The organism is Microbacterium sp. BH-3-3-3 (assembly GCF_007679045.1).
In the GTDB taxonomy this organism is placed as follows: Bacteria; Actinomycetota; Actinomycetes; order Actinomycetales; family Microbacteriaceae; genus Microbacterium; species Microbacterium algihabitans.
Genome location: NZ_VEFS01000001.1, coordinates 757,690 through 784,609, shown reverse-complemented (window position 1 = coordinate 784,609; position 26,920 = coordinate 757,690). Strand labels below are relative to the sequence as shown.

Below are 26,920 nucleotides of genomic sequence, written 5' to 3'. Positions count from 1 at the left end.
CATGACGGTGACGCTGACGGTCTGGACATCGACCTGATCGACGCGGACGCGCTGGACATCGACATCCTCGATGCCGACGCCGACGTGCTCGACATCGACGCGGACGGTGCTGACACCGACGCGGCCGACGTGCTGGATGCGCTGGATGTCACGGATGTGGACACGCTGGACGTGACCGACGTGCTCGACATCGACGTGGCCGACGTGCTCGACGTTCTCGACATCGACGCCGACGCCGACGTTCTCGACGCTGACGCCGACGTGCTCGATGTGACCGACGTGCTCGACACCGTGGACGTCCTCGACGTGCTCGACGCCGACGCCGACGTGCTCGACATCGACGCGGACGGAGCAGACGCTGCGGACGTGGTGGACGCGGACGCCGCTGACACCGACGCGCTGGACGTGCTCGACATCGATGTGACGGATGTCCTCGACGTTCTCGACATCGACGCCGACGCCGACGTGCTCGACGCTGACGCGGACGTGCTCGATGTGACCGACGTGCTCGACGCCGTGGACGTCCTCGACGTGCTCGACGCCGACGCGGACGTGCTCGACATCGACGCCGACGGAGCAGACGCTGCGGACGTGGTGGACGCGGACGCCGCTGACACCGACGCGCTGGACGTGCTCGACATCGATGTGACGGATGTCCTCGACGTTCTCGACATCGACGCCGACGCCGACGTGCTCGACGCTGACGCGGACGTGCTCGACATCGACGCGGACGCCGACGGCCTGGACATCGACGTGATCGACGCCGACGGTGTCGACATCGACGTGATCGACGCCGACGCGGACGTGCTCGACATCGACGCCGACGGCGCTGACACCGACGTGGCTGACGCCGACATGGTGGATGCCGACATGGTTGACGCCGATGTCGCGGACGCTGACGTGGCTGACGCTGACGTGGCTGACGCTGACGTGGCTGACGCTGACGTGGCTGACGCGGATGTCGCTGACGCTGACGTGGCTGACGCCGACATGGTGGATGCCGACATGGTTGACGTCGATGTCGCTGACGCTGACGTGGCTGACGCGGACATGGTGGATGCCGACATGGTTGACGTCGATGTCGCTGACGCTGACGTGGCTGACGCTGACGTGGCTGACGCGGACATGGTGGATGCTGACGTGGTTGACGCCGATGTCGCGGACGCTGATGTGGCAGACGCTGACGTGGCAGACGCCGATGTCGCTGACGCCGACGTCGCTGACGCTGATGTGGCCGACGCCGACATGGTCGACGCCGACATGGTGGATGCCGACGTGGCCGACGCGGATTCGGCTGACGCCGACGTCGCCGACGCCGACATGGTCGACGCAGACGCGACGGACGCCGCTGACGCGGTCGACGCCGCTGACGCGACCGACGCCGCCGATGGCGACGCGACGGACGGGGACCCCACCGCGGGAGCCCGAGCCGACGCGGTGAACGGTGTGGTGGTCCGCGGTACGGACGCCCGTCAGAACATCGTCGTCTCGGGCTTCCAGCCCGGTGAGACGGTCTTCGCGACGGTGTTCTCGACGCCGTTCGACTTGACCCCGGTCACGGTCGATGCCTCCGGCATGGCCCGCATGTCGTTCGCCGTCGGACCGGACTTCGAGCTCGGCGCACACCGCGTCGAGATTCGCGGATCGGTCACGGGCGACCTGCCGCAGGACCGCGAGAACACGGCCTTCCTGGTCGTCGATCCCGCGAACGCCGGCCCCAGCGGGGACGGTGGCGGTGACGGCATCCAGGGCGGTCTCCCGCAGACCGGTGCCGAGGTGAACGCACCTCTGGCTCTCGGTGGAGCAGCTCTCCTGCTGCTCTTCGGCGCCGGGCTCTGGAGCATCCGTCGCCGCGAGAACCGGAGGACGAACGCCGGTGAGTAAGACGACCACGGTGGAGGGCGCCCCTGACACGGGGGTTGCGGAGGGGCGTCCCTCCACCGAGCGGTCGACGAGGGTCGCGGCGGTCGCCGCCGCCGCGACCCTCGCCATCGTCGCCGGATACGCCTTCGTCGCCGGGTCGTTCACCGTCGCGACGTCTCCGACTCGACCGGTCGTGAGCGAGGTGTTCTCGCCCTGGTTCTCGCAGCGCTGGAACGTCTTCGCGCCGAACATCATGAAGGTCAATCGCAACCTCCAGATCCAGGTGCAGTGGCGCGACGGCAACGAGCTCGTCCACAGCGACTGGGTCGACGTGACCGACATCGAGTTCACGTCGGCCCGTGGCATCCCGATGCCGTCGCGCATCTCGAAGAACTCGTTCAACGCGACCCAGGCGATGTTCACGCGGTACCAGGCGCTGAGCCCGCAGCAGCGGGATCGGGTGCGCGACACCTTCATCCGGGGGCTCGGCGGCGGCGCGTTCGAGCCCGTGGACGCCGGAGACCTGCTCACCCAGCTCGACGGCCTCGAGGGCAGTCGGGCCGCCGCGGTGAGCTACCTGCGCTACGACTACATGCTCGTTCGTTTCGCCTCGGCCTTCGGCACCGCGTACTTCGACCGGCCGGTCGAGCGCGTGCGGTGGCGCATCGAGTCGGATCGACCGAACGATTTCCTCCACCGATTCGATCAGGAGCGGCAGACGGAGTTGTCCTACATCACATTCGGCTGGCGTCAGCCGGCCGCGGCACCGACCGACGAGGTCCAAGCCATCTACGACGAGGTCGTCGAGAGGTACACGGGACGATGAACACAACGGCATCCGTCGCCCGCCCGCAACCGCTGCGCGAGAGGCTTCGGCCCTCGGCGCTGTGGCCGCGGTTCGTGGCGTGGCTCATGGACCGGCCGCACGCCACGATCGGCTTCTCGATCCTGCGCATCCTGATGGGGCTGTCGATGCTCATCGTGCTGGTGCCCAGCTACGCCGACCGGCAGTACCTGTGGGGAGCGGGCGCCTGGTGGGTGGAGCCCGAGGCGAGCCGGCGGGGCTGGTGGGAGCCGCTGCGCGTGTTCTTCCCGAAAGACAACGCGGTGGTCTTCGAGATCTGCTTCCACCTCCTCATCGTGCTCGCGGTGGTGTTCGTCGCCGGCTTCAAGACCCGGTGGGTCACCCCCGTGCTGATGGTGTTGTGGGTCGGCCTGTCGACGAACACGACGCTGCTCGGCAACGGCGGCGACACGCTCATGCGCATCGTGCTGGTGTTCGTGGTGTTCGCCGACCTCAGCCGGCATTTCTCGGTCGATGCGTGGGTGCGCCACCGACGAGGCGCCCGTGCCTCGTTCTGGGCGCGGCGGCGACCGGCGTGGGTGCCGATGTGGCTCGGGGCGTGGCTGCACAACACGGTGCTGATCCTCTGCGTCTTCCAGATCCTGCTCGTGTACTTCGTCTCGAGCGTGCTGAAGTTCCAAGGCGAGGAGTGGTTGAACGGAACGGCGATCTACTACGCGTTGAGCATCGAGCAGTTCCATGTGCTCCCGGCGCTCAGCCAGCTGGCGTGGCAGTCCGCGCCCATGGTCGCGCTGGCCACGTGGCTCGCCCTGTGGGTGCAGATGCTGTTCCCGCTCATGATCCTGTGGAAGCCCACGCGGTACGCCGCGGTGTTCCTCATCACCGGGATGCACCTGGGCATCGCGATCCTGCTGGGGCTGTGGCCGTTCTCGCTCATGATGATCGCCCTCGACCTGCTGCTGGTCAGAGACGGGTCGTGGATGCGACTGGGCGGGCGCCTCGCCTCGCTGCGGAGGGGTTCACTCAGGCCTGCCACGTAGACTCGACCCCATGTGCGGAATCATCGGTTACGTGGGTCCTCGGCAGAGCCAGGACATTCTCATCGCGGGGCTGTCGCGTCTGGAATACCGGGGCTACGACTCCGCGGGTATCGCCGTGATCGACGGCGACGGTCAGCTCGACATGCGCAAGCGCGCGGGCAAGCTCGCGGTGCTGCGCGACGACCTGGCGTCGTCGCCCATGCCCGACGGCACCACCGGGATCGGCCACACGCGGTGGGCGACGCACGGCGGGCCGACCGACGCCAACGCGCACCCGCACCTGGCCGACGACGACAAGCTCGCCGTCATCCACAACGGCATCATCGAGAACTTCGCCGAACTCAAGAGCGAGCTGGTCGGAGAGGGCTTCGCCTTCCGCAGCGAGACCGACACCGAGGTCGCCGCGGTCATGATCGGCCGCGAGTACGCCCGCACGGGTGACCTCGTCGCGGCGTTCCGCGCCGTCGTGTCGCGCCTCGAGGGCGCGTACACGCTGCTCGCGATGCACAAGGACCACCCCGGCCTCGTCGTCGGCGCGCGCCGCAACTCCCCGCTGGTGATCGGACTCGGCGAGGGCGAGAACTTCCTCGGCTCCGACGTGGCCGCCTTCGTCGAGCACACGCGCAACGCGCTGGCCATCGGTCAGGACGAGATCGTCGCGATCACGCCCGAGGGCGTCGAGGTCACCGACTTCTCGGGCGCGCCCGTCGAGGTCGAGCCGTTCGAGGTCACCTGGGACGCCTCGGCTGCCGAGAAGGGCGGCTGGTCGTCGTTCATGGCCAAGGAGGTCTCGGAGGAGCCCGAGGCCGTCGCCAACACGCTGCGCGGTCGGATCCACGAGGGCCGCGTCGAGATTCCCGAGCTCGACGGCATGGACGAGTTCCTCGCCGACATCGACCGCATCCTCGTCATCGCGTGCGGCACCGCCGCCTACGCCGGCATGGTCGGCAAGTACGCGCTCGAGACGTGGACGCGTGTTCCCGTCGACGTCGAGCTTGCGCACGAGTTCCGCTACCGCGACCCCGTGCTCTCCGCGCGCACCCTCGTCGTCTCGATCAGCCAGTCGGGCGAGACGATGGACACGCTGATGGCCGTGAAGTACGCACGTTCGCGCGGTGCCAAGACGCTGTCGATCTGCAACACCCAGGGCGCCACGATCCCGCGCGAGTCGGATGCCATCGTGTACACCCACGCCGGCCCCGAGGTCGCTGTGGCCTCCACCAAGGCCTTCGTCGCGCAGATCACCGCCCTGTACCTGCTTGCGCTGCACGTGGGCCGTGTGCGCGGCGCCATCGACCCCGTCGTGGCCGTCGAGGCCGTGACCGAGCTCGAGGCCGTGCCCGGCAAGATCGCCCGCGTGCTCGAGACCGAGCAGTCGCGCATCGAGCAGCTCGCGCACTGGATGGCCGACACCCGTTCGGTGCTGTTCCTCGGCCGCAACGTCGGCTACCCGATCGCGCTCGAGGGTGCGCTCAAGCTCAAGGAGCTGGCCTACATCCACGCCGAGGGCTTCGCCGCCGGCGAGCTCAAGCACGGTCCCATTGCGCTGATCGAGCCCGGACAGCCCGTGTTCGTCGTCGTCCCGAGCCCGCGCGGGTCGGGTGAGATGCACAAGAAGGTCGTCTCGAACATCGAGGAGATCCGCGCCCGCGGTGCCCGCGTGATCGCGATCGCCGAGGAGGGCGACGTGGCCGTGCTGCCCGCCGCCGATGAGGTTCTGCGCATCCCGCTCGCGGCCCCCCTCTTCGAGCCGCTGCTGGCCGTGGTGCCACTGCACATCTTCGCGATGGGCCTCGCCGAGGCGAAGGGCCTCGACGTCGACCAGCCGCGCAACCTGGCGAAGTCGGTGACGGTCGAGTAGGACTCGTCGTCTTCGGGGCCGGATGCCGTGGCATCCGGCCCCTTCGTCGTCTCGGGTGTCCGCCGGCACCGGCAGAATGGAACGGATGCCGAGAGGGGAGGGCCCATGATCGTCGGAATCGGCGTCGACCTGGTCGACGTTCCGCGGTTCGAGGAGCACCTCGCTCGCACCCCGCGCCTGCTGCCGCGTCTGTTCGCCCCCGCGGAGCGCGTGCTCAAGCCGCGATCGCTGGCCGCCCGGTACGCCGCGAAAGAAGCGCTCATCAAGGCCCTCGGAGGGTCGGACGGCGTGCACTGGACCGACATCGAGGTCACCTCGGAGCCGTCGGGTCGCCCCGTCTTCGCGCTCAGCGGAGAGACGGCGGCGACCATCGCTGCACGCGGCATCACCGCTGTGCACCTGTCGATGTCGCACGATGCCGGGCTCGCGACGGCCTACGTGGTCGCCGAGGCGGCATCCGGAATCGAACCCACCCGAGAGGACACCGCGTGAGCATGGCATCCGGGGTGCTGCGCGAAGCGCTCATCGACGTCGACGCGATCACCGAGAACGTCCGGCACCTGCGCCGGCTGACCGGCTCCGAGATCATCGCCGTGGTCAAGGCCGACGGCTACGGCCACGGTGCGTTCCGCGCGGCGCAGGCGGCGCTGCGGGGAGGGGCGACCCGCATCGGCGTCTCCGACATCGACGAGGCCCTGGCGCTGCGTCGCGCCGGCATCCGCGCCCCGCTCTTCGCGTGGCTGCACGCGCCCGGCGCGTCGTTCGTCGAGGCCGTGCGACACGAGGTCGAGCTCGGCATCTCCGACCTCGACCAGCTGTTGCGGGCAGCGGAGGCCGCCCAGGGCGAGCGCCCCGCCGCGGTCCACCTGAAGATCGAGACCGGGCTCTCGCGCAACGGCATCGCACCGGCGGACTGGCGGCAGGTGTTCTCGGAGGCCGCGCGTCTGGAGCGGATCGGTCGCCTGCGCGTGGTCGGGCTGTTCTCCCACCTGTCGAACACGAGCATCGACGACGATCGGGCGGCGCTGGCGAAGTTCGAGGAGGGCGTCGTGCTCGCCGCGGGCGTCGGCCTGACCCCTCCGCTGCGCCACATCGCCGCGACGAACGCGGCGATCGCCCTTCCCGAGGCGCGGCTGGGCTGCGTGCGCATCGGCATCGGCATCTACGGCGTCTCGCCGTTCGACGACCGGACGCCCGCCGATCTGGGTCTGCGCCCCGCGATGACCTTGCGCGGCGCCGTCGCGGCCGTGCGCCGCGTGCCCGCCGGCACCGGGGTCTCGTACGGCTACGACTACCGCACGACGACCGACACCACCCTCGCGCTCGTGCCCCTCGGGTACGCCGACGGCGTGCCGCGACAGGCCTCGGGTCGGGGCCCCGTGACGATCGGCGGTCGTCGGTTCACCGTCGCGGGTCGCATCGCGATGGACCAGTTCGTCGTCGACGTCGGCGATCACCCGGTGGCCGTGGGCGACGAGGTCGTACTCTTCGGCGACCCGACCCTGGGTGTGCCCTCGGCGCGCGAGTGGGCGGAGGCCGCCGACACCATCGACTACGAGATCGTCACGCGGGTGGGGGCGCGCGTACCGCGACGGGAGGGCGGGGCATGAGCATTCCGGACGACCTGCTGGGCGAGCGCGTCATCGACGCCCCCGGCGACATGGAGGAGCTCGGCCGCGCGATCGGTCGCGTCCTCGAGCCGGGCGACGTCGTGGTGCTCACCGGCCCGCTCGGGGCGGGGAAGACGACCCTGACCCGGGGGATCGGCGAGGGTCTCGGCATCCGGGGTCCCGTCCAGAGTCCGACGTTCGTGATCGCGCGCACGCACCCCTCGCTGGTCGGGGGGACTCCGCTGGTGCATGTCGACGCGTACCGGCTCGGGGCGGCCGTCGAACTCGATGACCTCGACATCGACGTGGCCGGATCCGCCGTCATCGTCGAGTGGGGGCGCGGGGTCGCGGAGTACTTGGCCGACCGATGGTGGGAGATCGAGATCTCGCGTCAGGTCGGCGGCCGCGGTGTCGACAACGCCTGCGGTGAGATCGCGGTGCACACCGTCGAGCTCGACGCCGACGCCCCGCGGACGGTCACGATCTCGCGTCGTCCCTGAAACGCCGCGTCTGGCCGGTGGGCCGCTGTCGGCCGCCGGCACCGCGCGCGGGTGCGCGATGCGCCGACCACACCTCGCGGAGGGCGCGCAGCGTTTCGACCGGCTGCTCGACGTGGGCGAAGTGGCCGCTGTCGGCGAGCACGCGGTCGTCGTAGTCGCGCATGAGGCGCGCCCAATCGTGTGCGTCGCGGGCGGAGACGAAGACGTCGTGCTCGCCTCGGACCGAGCGCACGGGGCAGGAGATGCGTCGCCAGACGCCGTCGTCGTGCGTGCGCGACGCCTGCATCGCGGCGAGGAACGCCGTCGGACGGATCTCCGTGGCGAGGGCGTCGGTCACCGCCCGATCCACCCCGTCCGGATGCCGGAACAGGGGCCGCGCCAGACGGTGCAGCAGACCCGTGCGGCGCAGGACCCGCAGCAGCGGGGCGGACAGCGGTCCGAGCGCGCGCAGGATGCGCATGGCCAGAACCATCCCGGCGAGCCACGGCAACCGCGCCGCCTTCGCGATCGGGCGCCGGCCGACGGTACGTGCTCCGGCGCCGCTCGGTGAGACCACGCCGACCGCGACGGTGTCGTTCGGGAAGCGTGCGGCGACGTCGAGGGCGATCACGCCGCCGAGGGAATGGCCGACGATGCGCCAGCGCGGGTAGCCGAGTGCCCGGGCGACGGCGGCGACAGCGACCGCGAGGTCGGCGGGGTCGGGGACCGGGCCCGGCGTCTCGCCCCAGCCGGGGAGGTCGATCGCCACGATGTCGGACAGCGGCAGGCGCAGGGCGTCGGATGCCGCGATGAGCGGTACCCACGTGCGCCACGATCCCGCGGCCCCGTGCAGGAGGACCGTGGCGACGGGGTTCCCCGACGCCCGACCCGCGCGCACGACGATCGGCCCCACCCCCGTCGGAACGACGACGCGGCGCAGGCCGAGGTCGGTGGCATCCATGTCCCTTCTTCGGAGCGGAGGCGGTCCCGGATGCCGTGTCGGAGGCGCCGACTACCCTGGAACCGTGATCATCGGCATCGACACCTCGCTCGGCACCGCTGTCGCGGCCATCGCTCGCGACGGCGAGATCCTCGCCGAGGAGCAGAGCAGCAACCCTCTCGGGCACGCCGAGGTGATCGGCGACCTGCTGCGACGCGCCACCACCGCAGCTCCCGCGCCGACGCATGTCGCGATCGGCATGGGACCGGGGCCCTTCACCGGGCTGCGCGTGGGCATCGCCACCGCTCGGGTCTATGCGCTTGGTCGCGGCGTGCCGCTGGTCGCCGTGCCGAGCCACGACGGCGTCGCGCTCGGCGTCCTGCTCGCCGACGCCCTGACCGGTACCGAGACCGGCCGCTTCGCCGTCGTGACCGACGCCCGCCGCAGAGAATTCGCCTACAGCGTCTACGACGGGCTCGACGACGACGGACTGCCCGTGCGCGTGACCGAGGCGGCTCTCAGCCCTCGCGACGACCTCGACGCGCGCCTCGAGGAGCACGGGGCACGCCGCCACGACGCCACGAGCGTGTCGGCCGCGATGATCGCGCTCGCCGCAGCGCGCGCTCTCGACGCCGATCGCACGCTCGCCGGCCCCGAGCCGCTGTACCTGCGCAGCCCCGACGTCGTCGCCGCCCACGCGCCGAAGCGGGTCAGCTGATGTCGACGCGGGTGGCGACCGCCGCCGACCTCGACGCGATCATGGCGCTCGAGCACGCGTCGTTCCCGACCGACGCCTGGAGCCCGGCCATGATGCGCGAAGAGCTGGCCTCGCCGCACGGCTGGTACGTCGTCGTCGAAGAGGCCGGGAGTCTCGTCGGCTACGCGGGCCTGCGCGCGGTGCGCGGGGCTCGGGATGCCGACATCCAGACGATCACGATCTCCGAGTCCGCGCGGGGTCGGGGGCGGGGCCGTGCCCTTCTCGCCGCCCTGCTCGACGAAGCCGCGCGGCGCGAGGTGCACGACGTGTTCCTCGAGGTGCGCGCCGACAACCCGGTCGCGCAGAGGCTGTACCTCTCCGAGGGCTTCGTCGAGGTCGGACGACGACCGCGGTACTACCAGCCCGACGACGTCGACGCGATCGTGATGCAGCTCGACCTGCGGGGCTGGACCGCGCGGCGTGCGCAGGCGCCGGCATCCGGGATCTCCGAGACACCCACCACCACCAGCGGAAAGGGATGGTGCTGATGGACGCGCCCCTCGTACTCGGCATCGAGACCAGCTGCGACGAGACCGGCATCGGGATCGTGCGCGGTCGGCAGCTGCTCAGCAACACCATCGCGTCGAGCATGGACGAGCACGCGCGCTACGGCGGCGTCGTGCCCGAGGTCGCCGCGCGCGCCCACCTCGAGGCGCTGCAGCCCTCGATCGACGCCGCGCTCGCCGAGGCCGGCGTGACCCTGGCCGATCTCGACGCCGTGGCCGTGACCAGCGGCCCGGGTCTCGCCGGCGCGCTGATGGTCGGCGTCGGAGCGGCAAAGGGCCTCGCGGTCGCGCTCGACAAGCCGCTGTACGCGGTGAACCACCTGGTCGGTCACATCGCCGCCGACATCCTCGACGCCGACGCGGCCGAGCTCGAATATCCGACCGTCGCGCTGCTGGTGAGCGGCGGTCATACCTCGCTGCTGCTCGTCCGCGACCTCACCAGCGACGTCGAACTGCTGGGCGAGACGATGGACGACGCCGCGGGCGAGGCCTTCGACAAGGTCGCCCGGTTGCTGAAGCTGCCCTACCCCGGCGGACCCGAGATCGACCGGGCGGCCGCCGACGGCGATCCCACGGCGATCCGCTTCCCCCGGGGCCTCTCGCGGGCCTCCGACATGGCCGCGCACCGCTACGACTTCTCGTTCTCGGGGCTCAAGACCGCCGTCGCCCGGTGGGTGGAGCAGCACGAGGCTGCCGGTCAGCCGGTGCCGGTGTCGGACGTCGCGGCGTCGTTCCGCGAGGCCGTCGTCGACGTGCTCGTCACGAAGGCCCTCGACGCGTGCGCGCGATTCGAGGTGCCGCGTCTGCTGCTGGGCGGGGGAGTGATCGCCAACAAGCGCCTGCGCGACGTCGCCCTCGAGCGGGCGGCGGCCGCGGGCGTCGCGGTGCGCATTCCGCCCCTGCGACTGTGCACCGACAACGGTGCGATGATCGCGGCGCTCGCCGCCGAACTGATCTCGTCGGGTCGCCGCCCCTCGACGCTCGCCTTCGGGGCCGACTCGACGCTCCCGGTGACCGAGATCCAGGTGGACGAAGACCCGGATGCCGTGGCTCCGATGCTCCCCTCGGGCAGCGCCCCGTGAGCGAGCCCACACCGCCCACGCGACGCGCCCGCAAGGACGCCCCGCCCGTGCCTTCTCTCGACCCGTCGGACGCCGCCCGTCTCGCCGCGCAGGCGTCGCGGTCTGCTGCCGCCCCGGCCGACGACGACCCCGAGCGACTGCCGACCGCCCAGCTCGAGATGGCCGCCTTCGGCGATCACCTGATCCCCTACGTGCCGCCCGCACCGCCGACCCCGCTGTCGCTCGCACCGGGGGCGCTCGCGGCGGCGATCCTCGCGCTCGTCGCCTCGTTCTTCACCGGCTGGCTGCTGCCGCTGGGCGCCGTCGCGGTGATCCTGTCGATCATCTCGCTGCGGCGACCCCACGACAGCACCCGGGTGGGGGTCTGGTCGCTGTGCCTCTCGCTGCTGTCGATCGTCCTCAGCGCCGGATGGCTCATCTGGGGCTTCTCGCAGCTCGCCGTGGTCTGACGCGCAGGAGCGCGTCTGCCGTCACACGCGGTCGGCCAGCAGGGCGAGGCGCTTCGAGCCCACGCGGGTGAGGATCAGCGTCGCCGACTCGTCGCCGCGCAGCGACAGCTTCTTGCGCAGCACCGCCGGGTCGACGTCGACGCCGCGCTTCTTGATCTCGAGGGTGCCGATGCCGCGCGCGCGAAGCGCCTGCGCGAGCTTCTTGGGGTCGGCGGGCAGCTGCTCCCGCACGCGGAACGACGACACGAACGGACTCGTCAGCGCCGCATCGGAGGTGAGGTAGGCGATGCCGGGCGCCAGCATCCCGGCATCCAGCGCTCGGGCGACCTCGCCGATGAGGCGCGCGCGGATGACGGCGCCGTCGGGTTCGTGCACGAAAGCGCCGAGCTCGCGCACCTCGACGTCGGGGGTGTCGGCGGGCGCCGTGAGCTCCCACGCGTCGCTCCCGCGCACGACGAGGGCGGCGCGCCGCACGCCTTCGCGGGCGAGGGAGCCCGACCAGAGCACGAGCTCGATGGTCGAGCCGTCGGCGCTGATCCACTGCGCCTCGAGGTCGTCGGGGATCTGGGCGCGGTCGAAGCCCGGCCCGAGCTTCACTCCGCCCGGTTTCGTCTTCAGCAGCTCGAACACCCACTCGAGAGAGGGCGACCACTCGGCGGCCGACACCTGGCGCGTCTCGGAATGGCCCGCCGTGCGTCGCGCGGGGTCGAGCCACACGGCATCCGTCCCGCTGAGGTCGACGTCTTCCGCGCGCGCGTGGGTGACAGAGGCCGCATCGCCGAACGGAGCGAGGTTGTACGCCGCGATCGCCGCGGTGACCTCGTCGGCGTCGACGGCGTGCACGCGGACGCCGATGCCCGCCATCCCGAGGGCGTCGCCGCCGATCCCGCAGCCGAGGTCGGCGACGCTGTCGATGCGGGCGGCGCGAAAGCGGCCGGCGTGGCGGGCCGCGATCGACAAACGTGTCGCCTGCTCGAGGCCTGCGCGGGTGAAGAGCATGCGTTCGGCGAACGGGCCGAACTTCGTCGCCGCCTTGACCCGCAGCCGTGCCTGCCCGACGACCGCCGAGACGAGGTCGGGGGAGTGACCCGCGGCGCGCAGGCGCGACACCGTGCGGGCGGCGTCGTCGGTCGAGGCGATGGGTCCGGCCTCGTCGAGGAGGCGCAGGCCCTCGGGCGTGAGCAGGGCGGTCAGCTCGCTGGTGTCCACCGATTCAGCCTAGGCGGGCGGCCGTGTTGGCACTCGCGTTGCGTGAGTGCCAACGCTTCTCTACACTCGGATTAGCACTCTCCCCGCGTGAGTGCTGACAAGTCTTCTGTAACGAGAAAGAAGAGGTAGACCGTGTCGGTTTCCATCAAGCCGCTCGAGGACCGCATCGTCATCAAGCAGGTCGAGGCTGAGCAGACCACCGCGAGTGGTCTCGTCATCCCCGACACCGCCAAGGAGAAGCCGCAGGAGGGCGAAGTCGTCGCCGTCGGCCCCGGCCGCATCGACGACAACGGCAACCGTGTCCCCCTCGACGTCGCCGTCGGCGACCGCGTGCTCTACAGCAAGTACGGCGGCACCGAGGTCAAGTTCGGCGCCGAAGAGTACCTCGTGCTCTCGGCTCGCGACGTGCTGGCGGTCGTCGTCCGCTGATCGAGTGAGATCCTCCGAAGACCCCGGATGCCACGGCATCCGGGGTCTTCGTCGTTCCCGGGATCGGCCGGGGCCTCTGGCAGGAAAGAGTGCACCGGCGTCGCTCGGCCTCTCCTCGCGCCGCGTAGGCTGAATCGGTGACCCCCGCCGCCCCCGCATCCACCGGCGGGAGCAACCGCGGAGTGCTCTACGCCTTCTCCGCCTATCTGCTGTGGGGCGTCCTGCCCATCTACTTCCTGCAGCTCGCCCCCACCGGCCCGTTCGAGGTCGTCGCGTGGCGGATCATCCTGGCGTTCGTGTTCTGCCTCCTGCTGCTCACGGTGCTGCGCACCTGGAAGGCGTTCCTCGCGATCGTGCGCCAGCCGCGGCTGATGGCGCTCACGGCGCTGGCCGGCGTGCTGATCTACGTGAACTGGCAGACGTATCTGTTCGGGGCGCTGACCGGGCACGTGATCGAGACGAGCCTCGGTTACTTCATCAACCCGATCGTCACCGTGCTGCTGGGGGTCATCGTTCTGCGCGAGCGGCTGCGCGTGATCCCGTGGATCGCGATCGGCCTGGCCGTCGTCGCCGTCGCGGTGATCGTCATCGGCTACGGCGCCTTCCCCTGGATCGCCCTGACGCTGGCGTTCTCGTTCGGCTTCTACGGTCTCGTGAAGAAGCAGATCGGGCCGGCGGTCGACGCCGTCAGCGGGCTGACCCTCGAGTCGATGTGGCTGTTGCCGGTCGCCGTGATCCAACTGTTCTTCGTGGCGAACCTCACGGGCATCACCCTCGGCACCGCGGGCGTGCTGCACACCGTGCTCCTGCTGCTCGCCGGCGCCGTCACCGCCGTGCCCCTGCTGCTGTTCGCCTCGGGCGCGCGGCGCGTGCCGCTGACGGTGATCGGACTGCTGCAGTTCGTGGCGCCGATCATCCAGTTCGCGATCGGCGTGTGGGTGCTCGGTGAGCCGATGACCATCGAGCGGTGGATCGGCTTCGCCCTCGTGTGGATCGCCCTGGCGATGCTCAGCGTCGACTCCGTCATCGCGTCGCGGCGCAACCGCCGAGTGGTCGCCGACGTCGTCGAACCCGTCTGAGCGCCCCGCGTCCCCCGTTCGGTCTACAGACGTCGGCGGCGGGGGTCTGCCAGAGTGTGAGCACCCCGCGGGATCGCGCTTCTCGAATCGGCTCCTTCTTCGTAATCGGTCCCGTCGGGTAGGTGCGATGAGGGGCTCCGTCAACGCGCGATGCCAACCGTTATGCGGCCGTGACCGCTTCGACCCACATCGTTAACGAACGGCAACACGCGGAAAATGCGCGGCCGATTAGGTTTGGGGACACCAGGCGGCCCAAAGGGTCGCCGAACGTTCATTCACAGCAAGGAGCCCTATGAACGTCTTCACGCGTACGCGCACCGCGAAGGTCCTCGGCGGTATCGCCCTGGTCGGCGCCAGCGCGCTCGTCCTCGCTGGATGCTCTGGTGGCGGCGGCAGCGAAGCCGCAGCGCCCAGCGCATCGTCCGGCGGCGGGGCAACCTCGACCGCCGACGGCACGTTCCACGTCGGCACGATCCTGCCCGCCACCGGTAACCTCGCCTTCCTCGGCCCGCCCGAGGTCGCGGGTGTCAAGCTCGCCATCAAGGACATCGAGGCCACCGGCGGCGACTTCCCCTTCAAGACCGAGCTGACCGAGCGCGACTCGGGTGACACCACCACCGACATCGCCACGCAGTCGGCCACCGAGCTCGTCGACGCGGGCGCCGATGTCGTCATCGGTGCCGCCTCGTCGGGTGTGTCGTTCACGTTCGTCGACCAGCTGGTCAACGCGGGTGTCGTGCAGATCTCGCCGGCCAACACCTCGCCCGACTTCACGACCTACGCCGACGACGGGTACTACTGGCGCACCGCGCCCTCCGACGTGCTGCAGGGCCGCGTGCTCGGAAACCTGATGACCGGAGACGGTGCCGCCAACATCGGCATCATCTACATCAACGACCCGTACGGCATCGGCCTCAAGGACAACGCGACCAAGGCCGTCGAGGCCGCCGGTGGCGAGGTCTCGGTCGCCGTTCCCTACAACCCGGGTGACACCGTGTTCACCTCGCAGGTCGACCAGCTGCTCGCGGCCAAGCCCGACGCCGTCGCGGTCATCGCCTTCGAGGAGACCTCGTCGATCATCCCGCAGCTCGTCAGCACGCAGGGCTACCCGGCGTCGAAGGTCTACTTCGTCGACGGCAACCTGTCGAACTCGTACGAGTTCCCCGCCGGCACGCTGCAGGGCGCCAAGGGCACGCTGCCCGGCAACCCGGCCGACACTTCCTTCCAGGACCGCCTGAAGGAAGTCGACCCCGCGCTGACCGACTACAGCTACGCGCCGGAGTCGTACGACGCCGTCATCGTCGCGGCCCTCGCCGCGGCGCAGGCCAAGGACGACTCGGGTACCGCGATCCGCGACAACATGCAGTCGGTCTCCGAGGACGGCGAGAAGTGCACGACCTTCGCCGACTGCCTCAAGCTGATCAACGCCGGCACCGACATCGACTACGACGGTGTCTCGGGCCCGATCACCTTCGACGGCAACGGTGACCCGACCGAGGCGTACATCGGCATCTACCAGTACGGTGCCGACAACAAGTACACCCTGCTGAACACGGAGTTCGGTTCGCTCAACGAGTGACCTGAGTTCGTACGAGAGGCCCGGATCCGTGAGGATCCGGGCCTCTTCGCATTGCCGGGGGCGGCGTTCGGGTTGCGGGCGGCGGCGTTCGCGTTGCGGGGTCGCGGTGCGGTGTTCGCGGTGCCGGTCGAGAGCGGGTCGACGGCTCCCGTGCGCGCAGCGCGTGCGGAGGACGCGCCGGGATGCCCGTCCCGGCTCTGTGCGCCTCACAGGCGGAACGGGCGGGTCCCCGGGCGGACCAGGACCACTCACGCCATCCCGACAGCTCACAGAGCGCGTACCGGCGCACGGTCCACGCGGGCGCTCGTGGCCCGAGGCCGCCCCTCGTCGCGATCCACGTCCCGGAACCACGAGTGCCCCGCGGCCGGAGCCGCGGGGCACTGAAGAGCCGGAGTTACTCGGCGTGGGGGTTCTTGCCGCTGTCGCGCTTGGCGTCCTCATCGGCCGCCAGGGTGCCGAGGTACAGCTCGATGACGCGGGGATCGTTGAGCAGCTCGCGGCCACCGCCCGTGTACGCATCCTTGCCCTGGTCGAGCACGTACGCCCGGTGGCAGATCTGCAGGCAGCGGCGCGCGTTCTGCTCGACCATGATGATCGTCACGCCCGCGCGGTTGATCTCTGCGACGCGCAGGAACGTCTCGTCCTGACGCACAGGGGAGAGGCCGGCGGACGGCTCGTCGAGCAGCAGCACCGAGGGGTCCATCATGAGCGCGCGGCCCATGGCGACCATCTGCCGCTCACCGCCCGAGAGCGAGCCCGCGCGCTGACGGCGGCGCTTGGCCAGCTCGGGGAACAGGCCGGTCACGAACTCGAAGCGCTCCGCGAACACCTTGGGGCGCTGGAAGAGCCCCATCTGCAGGTTCTCCTCGATCGAGAGGCTCGGGAACACGTTGTTGTTCTGCGGCACCATGCCGACGCCCTTGCCGACGAGCTTGTCGGCCTTGAGCGCGGTGATGTCGTCACCGTTGAGCAGAACGGAGCCCGAACGGATCTTGACCTGGCCGAAGATGGCCTTCAGCAGCGTCGACTTGCCGGCGCCATTGGGGCCGATGATGCCGATCAGATCGCCCTGGTAGGCGTCGACGGTGCACCCGTTGAGGATGTTGACGCCCGGGAGGTATCCGGCGACCAGGTCGTCGGTGCGCAGCACGGGCGTGCGCGTGTCGGTGGCGGTCTGAGACATCAGAGCTTCCCGTCCTTCTCATCGGCGGTGAGCTCCGCCTCCGCCTCGGCGGCAGCTTCGGCCTGGATGGTCTCGAGCTGCGAGGTGGTCATGTCACCGAGGTCGGTGTCGTGGTGTGCGCCCAGGTAGGCATCGATCACTGCCTGATCGCTCATCACGGTCTCGGGCGGACCCTCGGCCACGACCCGGCCCTCGGCCATGACGATGACCCAGTCGGAGATGTGGCGCACCATGTGCATGTCGTGCTCGACGAAGAGCACGCTCATGCCCTCCTTCTTCAGGTCGAGGATGTGACCCAGCAGGCTCTGCGTGAGCGCCGGGTTGACGCCGGCCATCGGCTCGTCGAGCATGACGAGCTTCGGGTCGCTCATGAGCGCCCGCGCCATCTCGAGGAGCTTGCGCTGACCACCCGAGAGCGACGCGGCGAAGTCCTCGCGCTTGGCGTCGAGCTTGAAGCGGCGCAGCAGGTCGTCGGCGCGCTCGGTGTTCTCGGTCTCCTGCGACTTCCAGATGCCGGGGATCAGGGCGCGGAAGATGTTCTCGCCCTTCTGCCCGCGGGCTCCGAGCAGCATGTTCTGCAGCACCGACAGGCGGCCCAGCGACTTGGTGAGCTGGAAGGTGCGCACCATTCCCTTGCGCGACACCTTGAATGCGGCGACGCCGGCGAGGTTCGACCCCTCGAAGCTCCAGCGCCCGGTGTTGGGCTTGTCGAAACCGGTCAGCAGGTTGAAGAGCGTGGTCTTACCGGCGCCGTTGGGACCGATCAGGGCGGTGATCTGACCGCGCGGGATCTCGAGGTGATCGACGTCGACGGCTTTGAGGCCGCCGAACTGGCGGGTGACGCTGTCGGCGACGACGATCGGGTCGACCTTCGCGCAGCCGGGGCCGACCTCGCCCTTGACGAGCGGGTGGGTGACGGTCGTGTCAGACATTGAACGACAGCTCCTTCTTGTTGCCGAAGATGCCCTGCGGCCGGAAGATCACGAGCAGCATCAAACCGATGCCGACGAGGATGAAGCGCACCTGACCCGTCTGGGTGGAGGACATGAAGCCCAGGATGCCGACGTCGCGCAGACCCACGATGATGCCGTTCGACAGCGAGAGCAGCACCCAGAAGAGCATCGCGCCGACGATGGGTCCGAGCAGGGTCGCGGCCCCACCCAGCAGGAGGGCGGTCCAGATGAAGAACGTCAGCGCCGTTCCGTAGTTACCGGGCTGCACCGCGCGGGGGAGGATGAACACCACTCCCGCCAGGCCGCCCATCACGCCGCCGAGCACGAGCGCCTGCATCTTGTAGGAGTAGACGTTCTTGCCGAGGCTGCGCACGGCGTCTTCGTCTTCGCGGATGCCCTTGACCACGCGGCCCCAGGGGCTGCGCATGAGCACGTATACGAGGATCGTCGCGAGGATGACGAGCAGCCAGCCGAACAGGCGCACCCACCAGTCGTTCGCCGAGTAGGTCCAGGGGCCGATGCCGTAGGTGCCCGCCGGGAGCGGGTTCATCGCCTGGAATTCGCGGTTGTAGCCGTTGAGGCCCTGCGAGCCGCCGGTGATGTCCGTCAGGCCGACGGTCGAGACCACGTACCGCACGATCTCCGCCGCGGCGATGGTGACGATGGCGAGGTAGTCGGCGCGCAGACGCAGCGTCGGGATGCCGAGGATGAAGGCGAACACCACCGAGGCGACGATGGCGAGGAGGATCGCGAGCCACACGGGGGCCGAGAACGACAGGGTCGCGATGGCGAAGGCGTACGCGCCGACCGCCATGAAGCCGGCCTGGCCGAAGTTGAGCAGGCCCGCGTAGCCGAAGTGGACGCTCAGGCCGATGGCGGCGAGGGCGTAGGCCGCGGTGGTCGGGCTGATGAGCTCGCCCGCGGCGTTGTTGATGATCGAAAGCCAGTCCATGTCGTCGTTCCTCAACCGATCCGCTCTTTACGACCGAGCACACCTTGCGGCCGGAACAGCAGCACGCCGATGAGCACGATCAGGGCCACCGCATACCGAAGGTCGGGAGGGATGACGATGGTGGAAAGTTCCGTGATGATGCCGATGATGAGCGAGCCCACGAGAGCGCCGAACGCGCTGCCGAGGCCACCCAGGGTGACGGCGGCGAACAGCAGGAGCAGGATCGCGAAACCCATGTCCCAGGTGACGCCGCGGTAGAGGCCGTACAGCACGCCCGAGAGACCGGTCAGCGCTCCCGCCAGCACCCACACGATGCGGATCACGCGGTCGACGTTGATGCCGGATGCCGCGGCGAGCGAGGCGTTGTCGCTCACGGCGCGCGTGGCCTTGCCGATGCGGGTGCGCGTGAGGAAGTAGGCGACGAAGGCCAGCATCACGATGCTGACGCCCATGCTGATGATCGAGGTCAGGGTCACCGTGACGGGTCCGATGGTCACGTTGTCGGTGATGCCGGTGTCGATGTTGCGCGTGCCGCCGTCGAAGAAGTACAGGTACAGGTAGCGCAGCACGATCGACAGACCGATCGTGACGATGAGCACCTGTACCAACCCCACCCCGCGCTTTCGCAGGGGTTTGAAGAGCACGGCATCCTGTGTCCACCCGAGAGCCGCCGAGAGGGCGACGGTGAGCAGGATCGCCAGGATGATGTTCCAGCCCATGGCCGTGAACACGTAGAAGATGATCGCGCCGAAGGTGAGCATCTCGCCGTGGGCGAAGTTGTTCACGCCGGTGGTGCCGAAGATGAGCGAGATGCCGATCGCGGCGAGCGCCAGCAGCAGGCCGAAGTTCAGGCCGTAGAAGAACCGCGAGAAAAGCGTGTCCCAGATCGTGGCCGTCGCGGCCGTGCCCTCACCCGTGGGGAACAGCACGTTGACCGTGTTGGTCGTGCCGATCGTCACGTCGCGGGTGATGTTGTCGGGGTCGCGCGGGGCGACTCCGTCGGGAAGGGTGTCGACCTGCAGCTGCGCGGTGTACGCGCCCGGCCCCGGGACCGAGACCGACCAGCGCCCGTCGGCGCCGGTGGTGCCGACCTCGCTGAAGCCCGAGCCTTCGACGGTGACCTGAACCCCCTCGAGTGGCTCGTCGCCGGAGCGGATGATGCCGCCCACCGAGTACTGAGTGGACACGTCGCCGGTGCCGGCCGAGGCGGCCGGAGTCGGGGCGGGCGTCGTCTGCGCGCTCGCCGGTGAGGCGAGGAGCAGGCTCAGAACGGCGATCGCACTCGCGAGGAGCGAGACGATCACAGCCATGCGGGATAGGGATCGCGATCGTATCGCGGTGGGGGAGGAATGACCCACGGAGTCTCCAGTTCGGCAGCGCTGACGAAGTCGTCCCGTCAGCTTCGACGGTCGACGCTACGAGCGTAATGTGTCGCGCGTGTTTCCAGTGACGAGTCGTTAGCGAACCGTGTCGTCGCGGCTGCGCACGGCGGACGAACGTCCGGGAATGTCACGGACCCCTTCGACGCTTACACTTTGAGACGGAGCGCTTCGCACGCGTTCCGGCCGACGTCGTCCCGAACAGAGCAGGCGCCGCGCGCGCAGGAGGATCCATGGAGCAGCACGACCCCTTCGGTTTCATCGGACTGACCTATGACGACGTGTTGCTCCTGCCGGGGCACACCGACGTCATCCCGAGCGAGGCCGATACGTCGTCGCGTCTGTCGCGCCGCATCACGGTCGCGACGCCTCTTCTCTCGAGCGCGATGGACACCGTCACCGAAGCGCGCATGGCGATCGCGATCGCGCGCCAGGGCGGCATCGGCATCGTGCACCGCAACCTCTCGATCGAGGATCAGGCCGGCATCGTCGACCAGGTCAAGCGCAGCGAGTCGGGCATGGTCTCGAACCCCATCACCACGAACCCGGATGCCACGGTCGCCGAGGTCGACGCGATGTGCGCGCAGTACCGCATCTCGGGCCTGCCGGTGGTCGACCCCGACGGCGTGCTGGTCGGCATCATCACCAACCGCGACATGCGCTTCGTCTCGGGCTTCGAGCGCCAGACCACCAAGGTCAAGGACGTGATGACCAAGGACGGTCTGATCACCGGGCACGTCGGCATCCACGCCAACGACGTCATCGCGACCTTCGCCAAGCACCGCGTCGAGAAGCTGCCGCTCGTCGACGACGAGGGCAAGCTCGCCGGTCTCATCACCATCAAGGACTTCGACAAGAGCGAGAAGTACCCCCTCGCCACCAAGGACGAGCAGGGACGCCTGCGCGTCGGCGCGGCGATCGGCTTCTTCGGCGACGCCTGGCAGCGTGCCGAGGCGCTCCGCGACGCGGGCGTCGACGTGCTTGTCGTCGACACCGCCAACGGTCAGTCGGCGGGCGTGATCGACATCGTGCGGCGCGTCAAGGCCGATCCGACGTTCGACCACATCGACGTCATCGGCGGCAACGTCGCCACGCGCGAGGGCGCCCAGGCGCTCATCGACGCGGGCGTCGACGCCGTGAAGGTGGGCGTCGGCCCGGGCTCCATCTGCACCACCCGCGTCGTCGCGGGCGTCGGTGTCCCCCAGGTGACCGCGATCTACGAAGCCGCGAAGGCGGCGATCCCCGCGGGCGTGCCCGTGATCGCCGACGGCGGGCTGCAGTATTCGGGCGACATCGCCAAGGCCCTCGTGGCCGGCGCCGACACCGTGATGCTCGGCTCGCTCCTCGCGGGAACCGACGAGTCGCCGGGCGAGATCGTCTTCCAGGGCGGCAAGCAGTTCAAGCAGTACCGCGGGATGGGCTCGCTCGGTGCCCTGCAGACGCGCGGCAAGAAGACCTCGTACTCGAAGGACCGCTACTTCCAGGCGGACGTGCCGAGCGACGACAAGCTGATCCCCGAGGGCATCGAGGGTCAGGTGCCCTACCGCGGACCCGTCGCGGCCGTGGCCTACCAGCTGATCGGCGGACTGCGTCAGTCGATGTTCTACGTCGGCGCGCGCACCGTCGAGGAGCTCAAGACCAAGGGCAAGTTCGTCCGCATCACCTCGGCGGGACTCAAGGAGTCGCACCCGCACGACGTGCAGATCGTCGTCGAGGCGCCGAACTACAAGAAGTAATCGCGTCGCACGAAGGGCCGGACCGATAGCCCGGCCCATTGTGGTCTCCGAGGGACGTGCGCGGCTACGCTGTGCGCATGATCCGACGGCGCAGCCACCCGGCGGCGTCGATGTCGGCGCGGCGGACCGAGGCGTTCACCGACGGCGTCTTCGCGATCGCGGCCACGTTGCTCGTGCTGGGGCTGACCGATCAGTCGCTGGGGTCGCCCACCACGGACGACGCGTTGGCTCGGGGTCTGCTCGATCTCGCCCACCCGCTGTTCTCGTTCGTCATCAGCTTCCTCATCCTGTGCGTGATGTGGATGACCCACGTGCGCCAGTTCGAGTGGATCGTGCGAATCGACGACACCGGCATGTGGATCAACAACATCCGGTTGCTGCTGGTCGTGCTCGTGCCGTTCACCTCGTCGCTGGACACCACCCACTCCGACCTCCTTCTCGGTCGCGTCCTGCTCCCCGTCAACTTCTTCCTCGCGATCGTCATGGGCTGGCTGCAGTGGGCGTGGGCCGTGCGCTCGGGGGCGATCGCCGATCTGACGCGGGACGACGCGCGGCGACTGGGTCGCGCGAGCCTCAGCGCGGTCATCCTCAGCGCGGCGGCGATGCTGCTGAGCCCGCTGCTCGGCTCGATCGGCTTCGTGCTGTTCGCCTTCGACGGCCTGCTCACCCGCCTGCTGCGGGGCTCGGACGATCCGCTGAGTCCGCCCTCTGCGTCTGCTGCGCAGTCCGACGCGGCCGACGGCGATGTCGGAGGGCGCGGGTAGGCTGGTCGGGTGACCATGGAGATCGATCTCGGCCGCGCCAAGCGCGCCCGCCGCGCGTACACCTTCGACGACATCGCCGTCGTGCCGTCGCGGCGCACGCGCAACCCCGAAGACGTCTCGACCGCGTGGACCATCGACGCGTTCCCGTTCGAGATCCCGGTGCTCGGTGCGCCGATGGACTCCGTGGTCAGCCCGCGCACCGCGATCGAGCTCGGGCGCCTCGGCGGCCTGGGCGTCCTCGACCTCGAGGGGCTCTGGACGCGGTACGACGACCCCGAGCCGCTCCTGGCCGAGATCGCGACGCTGCCCGAGGCCGACGCCACGCGGCGCATGCAGCAGTTGTACTCCGAGCCCATCAAGACCGAGCTCGTGCGCGACCGCCTCGCCGAGGTGCGCGCTGCGGGCGTGACCGTCGCGGGTGCCCTCACTCCGCAGCGCACCAACGACCTGTACGAGACCGTCGTCGCCGCCGGCGTCGACCTGTTCGTCATCCGTGGCACTACGGTATCGGCCGAGCACGTCTCGAGCGTCGACGAGCCCCTGAACCTGAAGAAGTTCATCTACGACCTCGACGTGCCCGTGATCGTCGGCGGCGCCGCGACCTACACCGCCGCTTTGCACCTCATGCGCACGGGGGCCGCGGGCGTGCTGGTCGGCTTCGGCGGCGGTGCGGCCTCGACGACGCGCGCCACGCTGGGCCTGCACGCGCCCATGGCCACCGCGGTCGCCGACGTCGCCGGCGCCCGTCGCGACTACCTCGACGAGTCGGGCGGACGCTACGTGCACGTCATCGCCGACGGCGGGGTCGGAACCTCCGGTGACATCGTGAAGGCTCTCGCCATGGGCGCGGATGCCGTCATGCTCGGTGTCGCGCTCGCGCGAGCGACCGATGCCCCCGGCCGCGGTTTCCACTGGGGTCCCGAGGCGCACCACGCCAAGCTGCCGCGCGGACGCCGCGTCGCCGTCGATCGCGTGGGCCCGCTCGAGCAGGTCCTCTACGGTCCCGCGCCCGTCGCCGACGGCACCGCCAACCTTATTGGCGCCCTCAAGAAGTCGATGGCGACCACCGGGTACTCCGACCTCAAGGAGTTCCAGCGCGTCGAGGTCGTCGTCGCGCCCTACGGGCACTGACCCCCGAAAGCCCCATGACCTCCACCCCCATGACCGAGCCGGCGCCGCCGCAGATCTTTCCGCCGACGCTGCGCGAGGTCATGCTGCGCCCGCGCTGGATCGCGCTGCTGGCGTTCTCGCTCGTGGTCGCGGGGGTACTCGCGTGGCTCGGGCAGTGGCAGCTGGGTCGTGCCGTCGACACGTCGCCGCCCGAGCCGGGACTGACCGAGGTCGTGCAACCGCTCGCCGACGTCGTCAAACCGGGCGACTACCTCCCCGAACCCCTCGTGGGGCAGCGGGTCGAGGTGAGCGGCACGTGGGTGGCATCCGACTTCATCGTCGTCTCGTCGCGCTACAACAACGACGTCGAGGGCTACTGGGTGACCGGCCAGCTCCGCGTCGCGGGTGCGGTCACGCCGACCTCGATCGCCGTGGCGACCGGGTGGACGAGCAGCCTCGACCAGGCGAACGCCGCGGCCGCCCAGCTCGAGGCCGACGCGGAGGCGAATCCCGCCGCCGTCGTCGAGGTGACCGGGCGCCTGATCTCCGACGAAGGCCCCTCGGTGCCGCCCGCCGGGGCCGACCCGCAGACGCTGGTCAAGATGTCGCCGGCCATGCTGCTCGGCCGCTGGCACGACACCGCCGACCTCGACGTCTACCGGCAGTACGTCGCCTCGCAGACGGCGATCGGTCCCCTCGACGACATCGCCTCGCCCGCGCCCGACGAGCGTTCCCGGGTCAACTGGCTCAACATCTTCTACGCGGCGGAATGGGCGATCTTCGCCGGCTTCGCGCTGTACCTCTGGTACCGCCTCGCGCGTGACGCGTGGGAGAAAGAAGTCGAAGACCTCGAAGACGAACAGGCCGAGGCTCTCGCGGAAAGCTCCGCGTCGAGCAGTCCGGCAGGAGCCGCGGAAAGCCGCGACTAGACTGGCATCCATGCCCCGCGCCCCCAAGCTCGCCTCGTTCCCGGCGATCCGCGGAGCCCTGAAGTTCTACCAGATCTGCTCCGTCATCACCGGTATCGGCCTGCTGCTGCTGGTCACCGAGATGATCCTGAAGTACACGCCCATTCACGTGGAGCTGTTCCTCGGCGGATCCGGCGGCTTCCTGTGGTTCGCGGATGCCGTGCCCGGTCCCGACTGCCAGTGGTTCTCGCTCTTCATGCCCGGCGGTAACGGCTGCAGCATCCTCTCGACCGGCGACGGAGTGAACGTCTCGCTGGCGATCCTCGTGGCCCACGGCTGGTTCTACGTCGTCTACCTGTTCTCGTGCTTCCGCGTGTGGAGCCTCATGCGGTGGCCCTTCAGCCGGTTCGTGTTCCTCGCCCTCGGTGGCGTCGTGCCGTTCCTGTCCTTCATCCTCGAAGTGCGCACCGCCCGCCGCGTGCGCGCCTACCTCGCCGAGCGAGAAGCCGCCCAGGCCGCCGCTCCCGTACCCGCCCCGGAAGGCAACCGGTGACCGAACAGACCGAAACGTCCCAGCGCCCCGTCCTTGTCGTCGACTTCGGCGCCCAGTACGCGCAGTTGATCGCCCGCCGCGTCCGCGAAGCGGGCGTGTACAGCGAGATCGTGCCGCACACCGCCACCGCCGACGAGATCGCGGCAAAGAACCCCGTCGGCCTCATCCTGTCGGGTGGCCCCTCGTCGGTGTACGAAGAAGGAGCCCCGAGCCTCGACTCGGGCGTCTTCGACCTCGACGTGCCCACGCTCGGCATCTGCTACGGCTTCCAGGTGATGGCCAAGGCGCTCGGCGGCGAGGTCGCCAACACCGGCCTCCGCGAATACGGGGCGACGGATGCCACTGTCGTCACCGAGGGCACTCTGCTCGAGGGTCAGCCCGCCGAGCAGAACGTCTGGATGAGCCACGGCGACCAGGTGTCGCGCGCCCCCGAGGGCTTCGAGGTGCTCGCCCGCACGGCGCACACCCCCGTCGCGGCGTTCGCGAACGACGCCCGCCGCATGTACGGCGTGCAGTGGCACCCCGAGGTCAAGCACTCCGACCACGGCCAGCAGGTGCTCGAGAACTTCCTCCACAAGGCCGCAGGGCTCCCCGCCGACTGGAACAGCGGAAACGTCATCGCCGAACAGGTCGAGCGCATCCGTCAGCAGGTCGGCACCAGCCGCGTCATCTCGGCCCTCTCGGGTGGAGTCGACTCCGCCGTCTCGACGGCCCTCGTGCACGAGGCCGTCGGCGACCAGCTCATCGCCGTGTTCGTCGACCACGGACTGCTGCGCAAGGGCGAGCGCGAGCAGGTCGAGAACGACTACGTCGCCTCGACCGGCGTCAAGCTCATCACCGTCGACGCGCGCGAGACGTTCCTCGACGCCCTCGCCGGAGTCAGCGATCCCGAGCAGAAGCGCAAGATCATCGGCCGCGAGTTCATCCGCGCGTTCGAGAAGGTCCAGGCCGACCTCGTCGCCGAAGCCAAGGCCGAAGGCGAGCAGGTGCGCTTCCTCGTGCAGGGCACCCTGTACCCCGACGTCGTCGAGTCCGGTGGCGGCGCCGGTACGGCGAACATCAAGAGCCACCACAACGTCGGCGGCCTGCCCGAAGACCTGCAGTTCGAGCTCGTCGAGCCGCTGCGCACCCTCTTCAAAGACGAGGTGCGCGCGATCGGCCGCGAACTCGGCCTGCCCGAGGCCATCGTCGGCCGTCAGCCCTTTCCGGGGCCCGGTCTTGGCATCCGCATCGTGGGCGAGGTCACCGCTGACCGTCTCGAGATCCTGCGTGAGGCCGACGCCATCGCCCGCGCCGAGCTGACCAAGGCGGGCCTCGACAACGAGATCTGGCAGTGCCCCGTCGTGCTGCTCGCCGACGTACGCTCGGTCGGCGTGCAGGGCGACGGCCGCACCTACGGCCACCCCATCGTGCTGCGCCCCGTCTCGAGCGAAGACGCCATGACCGCCGACTGGACGCGCCTGCCCTACGACGTGCTGTCGAAGATCTCGAACCGCATCACCAACGAAGTGCGCGACGTCAACCGCGTGGTTCTCGACGTGACGTCGAAGCCGCCGGGGACGATCGAGTGGGAGTGAGCGTCTAGCCTGCGCCCGCGCCGACGTCGTCGGCCGGCTCCGGGGCACCGCCTTCGGGTCGAGAGCGGGGCCCCTACCCCGATCGACCCGGAGGCGGTGCTCCTTCGCCGTCCGGCG

Annotated in this window: 26 protein-coding genes; 20 read left to right on the top strand and 6 right to left on the bottom strand. The window is 69.8% G+C overall.

Annotation, left to right across the window (positions count from 1 at the left end; all coding sequences use genetic code 11):
• The 7 genes from FS769_RS03650 to tsaE all read left to right on the top strand — a co-directional run.
• Window positions 1-1,884: LPXTG cell wall anchor domain-containing protein (locus FS769_RS03650; RefSeq protein WP_144831855.1), on the top strand; the 1,884-nt coding region annotated here is incomplete at its 5' end.
• The gene (locus FS769_RS03645) at window positions 1,877-2,689 is read left to right on the top strand and encodes a DUF5819 family protein (RefSeq protein WP_144829503.1); all 813 of its coding nucleotides are present in this window, start codon (window positions 1,877-1,879) and stop codon (window positions 2,687-2,689) included. The genes FS769_RS03650 and FS769_RS03645, both read left to right, overlap by 8 nt.
• Entirely contained in the window at window positions 2,686-3,708 is a 1,023-nt protein-coding gene (locus FS769_RS03640; RefSeq protein ID WP_144829500.1) for an HTTM domain-containing protein, read from the top strand. The genes FS769_RS03645 and FS769_RS03640 overlap by 4 nt, the downstream gene beginning before the upstream one ends.
• 10 nt (window positions 3,709-3,718) lie before the next feature.
• Entirely contained in the window at window positions 3,719-5,569 is a 1,851-nt protein-coding gene (gene glmS, locus FS769_RS03635; protein WP_144829498.1) for a glutamine--fructose-6-phosphate transaminase (isomerizing), read from the top strand.
• Window positions 5,570-5,674: 105 nt separating this feature from the next.
• Window positions 5,675-6,061, top strand: coding sequence for a holo-ACP synthase (locus FS769_RS03630; protein ID WP_144829495.1), 387 nt, complete (start codon window positions 5,675-5,677; stop codon window positions 6,059-6,061).
• A gap of 2 nt (window positions 6,062-6,063) precedes the next feature.
• Window positions 6,064-7,179, top strand: a complete 1,116-nt coding sequence (gene alr, locus FS769_RS03625; RefSeq protein WP_144831852.1) for an alanine racemase — start codon at window positions 6,064-6,066, stop codon at window positions 7,177-7,179.
• Window positions 7,176-7,679, top strand: coding sequence for a tRNA (adenosine(37)-N6)-threonylcarbamoyltransferase complex ATPase subunit type 1 TsaE (gene tsaE / locus FS769_RS03620; protein WP_144829493.1), 504 nt, complete (start codon window positions 7,176-7,178; stop codon window positions 7,677-7,679). The genes alr and tsaE overlap by 4 nt, the downstream gene beginning before the upstream one ends.
• On the opposite strand, the gene FS769_RS03615 is transcribed toward tsaE, so the two are convergent.
• Window positions 7,657-8,619, bottom strand: a complete 963-nt coding sequence (locus FS769_RS03615; RefSeq protein WP_144829490.1) for an alpha/beta fold hydrolase — start codon at window positions 8,617-8,619, stop codon at window positions 7,657-7,659. The genes tsaE and FS769_RS03615 overlap by 23 nt on opposite strands.
• A gap of 64 nt (window positions 8,620-8,683) precedes the next feature.
• Here FS769_RS03615 and tsaB point away from each other — a divergent pair, with 64 nt between their 5' ends.
• Genes tsaB through FS769_RS03595 form a run of 4 tightly spaced genes read left to right on the top strand, consistent with a single transcriptional unit; the run spans window position 8,684 to window position 11,392 of the window.
• Window positions 8,684-9,316 carry a tRNA (adenosine(37)-N6)-threonylcarbamoyltransferase complex dimerization subunit type 1 TsaB gene (tsaB, locus tag FS769_RS03610; protein WP_144829488.1) on the top strand — a complete coding sequence of 211 codons (633 nt, stop codon included), beginning with the start codon at window positions 8,684-8,686 and terminating at the stop codon, window positions 9,314-9,316.
• On the top strand, window positions 9,316-9,843 hold the full coding sequence (rimI, locus tag FS769_RS03605; RefSeq protein WP_144829485.1) for a ribosomal protein S18-alanine N-acetyltransferase: 528 nt from the start codon (window positions 9,316-9,318) through the stop codon (window positions 9,841-9,843). Before tsaB ends, rimI begins: the two co-directional genes overlap by 1 nt.
• The gene (gene tsaD, locus FS769_RS03600; RefSeq protein ID WP_186325405.1) at window positions 9,843-10,943 is read left to right on the top strand and encodes a tRNA (adenosine(37)-N6)-threonylcarbamoyltransferase complex transferase subunit TsaD; all 1,101 of its coding nucleotides are present in this window, start codon (window positions 9,843-9,845) and stop codon (window positions 10,941-10,943) included. Before rimI ends, tsaD begins: the two co-directional genes overlap by 1 nt.
• Before the next feature lie 47 nt (window positions 10,944-10,990).
• The gene (locus FS769_RS03595) at window positions 10,991-11,392 is read left to right on the top strand and encodes a hypothetical protein (RefSeq protein ID WP_144829479.1); all 402 of its coding nucleotides are present in this window, start codon (window positions 10,991-10,993) and stop codon (window positions 11,390-11,392) included.
• Window positions 11,393-11,413: 21 nt separating this feature from the next.
• Here FS769_RS03595 and FS769_RS03590 read toward each other — a convergent pair whose 3' ends face one another.
• Complete coding sequence (locus FS769_RS03590; RefSeq protein ID WP_144829476.1) at window positions 11,414-12,601, bottom strand: class I SAM-dependent methyltransferase; 1,188 nt, start codon at window positions 12,599-12,601, stop codon at window positions 11,414-11,416.
• Between the two features lie 132 nt (window positions 12,602-12,733).
• Between FS769_RS03590 and groES the strand changes: the two genes are divergently transcribed.
• The 3 genes from groES (at window position 12,734) to FS769_RS03575 (ending at window position 15,688) form a co-directional block, all read left to right on the top strand.
• Entirely contained in the window at window positions 12,734-13,030 is a 297-nt protein-coding gene (gene groES / locus FS769_RS03585; protein WP_013583903.1) for a co-chaperone GroES, read from the top strand.
• Window positions 13,031-13,167: 137 nt separating this feature from the next.
• The gene (rarD, locus tag FS769_RS03580; protein WP_144829473.1) at window positions 13,168-14,109 is read left to right on the top strand and encodes an EamA family transporter RarD; all 942 of its coding nucleotides are present in this window, start codon (window positions 13,168-13,170) and stop codon (window positions 14,107-14,109) included.
• Window positions 14,110-14,401: 292 nt separating this feature from the next.
• Entirely contained in the window at window positions 14,402-15,688 is a 1,287-nt protein-coding gene (locus FS769_RS03575) for an ABC transporter substrate-binding protein (protein ID WP_144829470.1), read from the top strand.
• Between the two features lie 394 nt (window positions 15,689-16,082).
• Here the strand turns inward: FS769_RS03575 and FS769_RS03570 are convergent, their stop codons facing one another.
• The 4 genes from FS769_RS03570 to FS769_RS03555 are packed head-to-tail and all read right to left on the bottom strand — an operon-like array spanning window position 16,083 to window position 20,086.
• Window positions 16,083-16,871, bottom strand: coding sequence for an ABC transporter ATP-binding protein (locus FS769_RS03570; RefSeq protein ID WP_144829467.1), 789 nt, complete (start codon window positions 16,869-16,871; stop codon window positions 16,083-16,085).
• Entirely contained in the window at window positions 16,871-17,803 is a 933-nt protein-coding gene (locus FS769_RS03565) for an ABC transporter ATP-binding protein (RefSeq protein ID WP_144829463.1), read from the bottom strand. The genes FS769_RS03570 and FS769_RS03565 overlap by 1 nt, the downstream gene beginning before the upstream one ends.
• On the bottom strand, window positions 17,796-18,776 hold the full coding sequence (locus tag FS769_RS03560; protein WP_144829460.1) for a branched-chain amino acid ABC transporter permease: 981 nt from the start codon (window positions 18,774-18,776) through the stop codon (window positions 17,796-17,798). Before FS769_RS03560 ends, FS769_RS03565 begins: the two co-directional genes overlap by 8 nt.
• An 11-nt stretch (window positions 18,777-18,787) precedes the next feature.
• The gene (locus FS769_RS03555) at window positions 18,788-20,086 is read right to left on the bottom strand and encodes a branched-chain amino acid ABC transporter permease (RefSeq protein WP_144829457.1); all 1,299 of its coding nucleotides are present in this window, start codon (window positions 20,084-20,086) and stop codon (window positions 18,788-18,790) included.
• A gap of 302 nt (window positions 20,087-20,388) precedes the next feature.
• Between FS769_RS03555 and guaB the strand changes: the two genes are divergently transcribed.
• The 6 genes from guaB (at window position 20,389) to guaA (ending at window position 26,803) form a co-directional block, all read left to right on the top strand.
• Window positions 20,389-21,891 (top strand): IMP dehydrogenase, encoded by a 1,503-nt coding sequence (gene guaB / locus FS769_RS03550; protein WP_144829455.1) that lies wholly within the window; start codon window positions 20,389-20,391, stop codon window positions 21,889-21,891.
• Window positions 21,892-21,968: 77 nt separating this feature from the next.
• Window positions 21,969-22,655 carry a TMEM175 family protein gene (locus tag FS769_RS03545; RefSeq protein ID WP_144829452.1) on the top strand — a complete coding sequence of 229 codons (687 nt, stop codon included), beginning with the start codon at window positions 21,969-21,971 and terminating at the stop codon, window positions 22,653-22,655.
• Window positions 22,656-22,670: 15 nt separating this feature from the next.
• Window positions 22,671-23,786: a GuaB3 family IMP dehydrogenase-related protein gene (locus tag FS769_RS03540; protein WP_144831849.1), complete on the top strand. Its 1,116-nt coding sequence runs from the start codon at window positions 22,671-22,673 to the stop codon at window positions 23,784-23,786.
• A gap of 14 nt (window positions 23,787-23,800) precedes the next feature.
• Window positions 23,801-24,694, top strand: coding sequence for an SURF1 family protein (locus FS769_RS03535; protein WP_144829449.1), 894 nt, complete (start codon window positions 23,801-23,803; stop codon window positions 24,692-24,694).
• A 10-nt stretch (window positions 24,695-24,704) separates the two neighbouring features.
• Entirely contained in the window at window positions 24,705-25,226 is a 522-nt protein-coding gene (locus tag FS769_RS03530) for a DUF3817 domain-containing protein (RefSeq protein ID WP_144829446.1), read from the top strand.
• Complete coding sequence (gene guaA, locus FS769_RS03525; RefSeq protein WP_144829443.1) at window positions 25,223-26,803, top strand: glutamine-hydrolyzing GMP synthase; 1,581 nt, start codon at window positions 25,223-25,225, stop codon at window positions 26,801-26,803. Before FS769_RS03530 ends, guaA begins: the two co-directional genes overlap by 4 nt.
• The last annotated feature ends 117 nt before the right edge of the window (window positions 26,804-26,920 follow it).

What these genes read in the sequence shown, in the direction of transcription:
- FS769_RS03640 (WP_144829500.1), top strand. Translation starts at nt 2,686, where the DNA reads ATGAACACAACGGCATCCGTCGCCCGCCCGCAACCGCTGCGCGAGAGG.
- glmS (WP_144829498.1), top strand. Translation starts at nt 3,719, where the DNA reads ATGTGCGGAATCATCGGTTACGTGGGTCCTCGGCAGAGCCAGGACATT.
- FS769_RS03630 (WP_144829495.1), top strand. Translation starts at nt 5,675, where the DNA reads ATGATCGTCGGAATCGGCGTCGACCTGGTCGACGTTCCGCGGTTCGAG.
- alr (WP_144831852.1), top strand. Translation starts at nt 6,064, where the DNA reads ATGGCATCCGGGGTGCTGCGCGAAGCGCTCATCGACGTCGACGCGATC.
- tsaE (WP_144829493.1), top strand. Translation starts at nt 7,176, where the DNA reads ATGAGCATTCCGGACGACCTGCTGGGCGAGCGCGTCATCGACGCCCCC.
- FS769_RS03615 (WP_144829490.1), bottom strand. Translation starts at nt 8,619, where the DNA reads ATGGATGCCACCGACCTCGGCCTGCGCCGCGTCGTCGTTCCGACGGGG.
- rimI (WP_144829485.1), top strand. Translation starts at nt 9,316, where the DNA reads ATGTCGACGCGGGTGGCGACCGCCGCCGACCTCGACGCGATCATGGCG.
- tsaD (WP_186325405.1), top strand. Translation starts at nt 9,843, where the DNA reads ATGGACGCGCCCCTCGTACTCGGCATCGAGACCAGCTGCGACGAGACC.
- FS769_RS03575 (WP_144829470.1), top strand. Translation starts at nt 14,402, where the DNA reads ATGAACGTCTTCACGCGTACGCGCACCGCGAAGGTCCTCGGCGGTATC.
- FS769_RS03570 (WP_144829467.1), bottom strand. Translation starts at nt 16,871, where the DNA reads ATGTCTCAGACCGCCACCGACACGCGCACGCCCGTGCTGCGCACCGAC.
- FS769_RS03565 (WP_144829463.1), bottom strand. Translation starts at nt 17,803, where the DNA reads ATGTCTGACACGACCGTCACCCACCCGCTCGTCAAGGGCGAGGTCGGC.
- FS769_RS03560 (WP_144829460.1), bottom strand. Translation starts at nt 18,776, where the DNA reads ATGGACTGGCTTTCGATCATCAACAACGCCGCGGGCGAGCTCATCAGC.
- FS769_RS03555 (WP_144829457.1), bottom strand. Translation starts at nt 20,086, where the DNA reads ATGGCTGTGATCGTCTCGCTCCTCGCGAGTGCGATCGCCGTTCTGAGC.
- guaB (WP_144829455.1), top strand. Translation starts at nt 20,389, where the DNA reads ATGGAGCAGCACGACCCCTTCGGTTTCATCGGACTGACCTATGACGAC.
- FS769_RS03545 (WP_144829452.1), top strand. Translation starts at nt 21,969, where the DNA reads ATGATCCGACGGCGCAGCCACCCGGCGGCGTCGATGTCGGCGCGGCGG.
- FS769_RS03540 (WP_144831849.1), top strand. Translation starts at nt 22,671, where the DNA reads ATGGAGATCGATCTCGGCCGCGCCAAGCGCGCCCGCCGCGCGTACACC.
- FS769_RS03535 (WP_144829449.1), top strand. Translation starts at nt 23,801, where the DNA reads ATGACCTCCACCCCCATGACCGAGCCGGCGCCGCCGCAGATCTTTCCG.
- FS769_RS03530 (WP_144829446.1), top strand. Translation starts at nt 24,705, where the DNA reads ATGCCCCGCGCCCCCAAGCTCGCCTCGTTCCCGGCGATCCGCGGAGCC.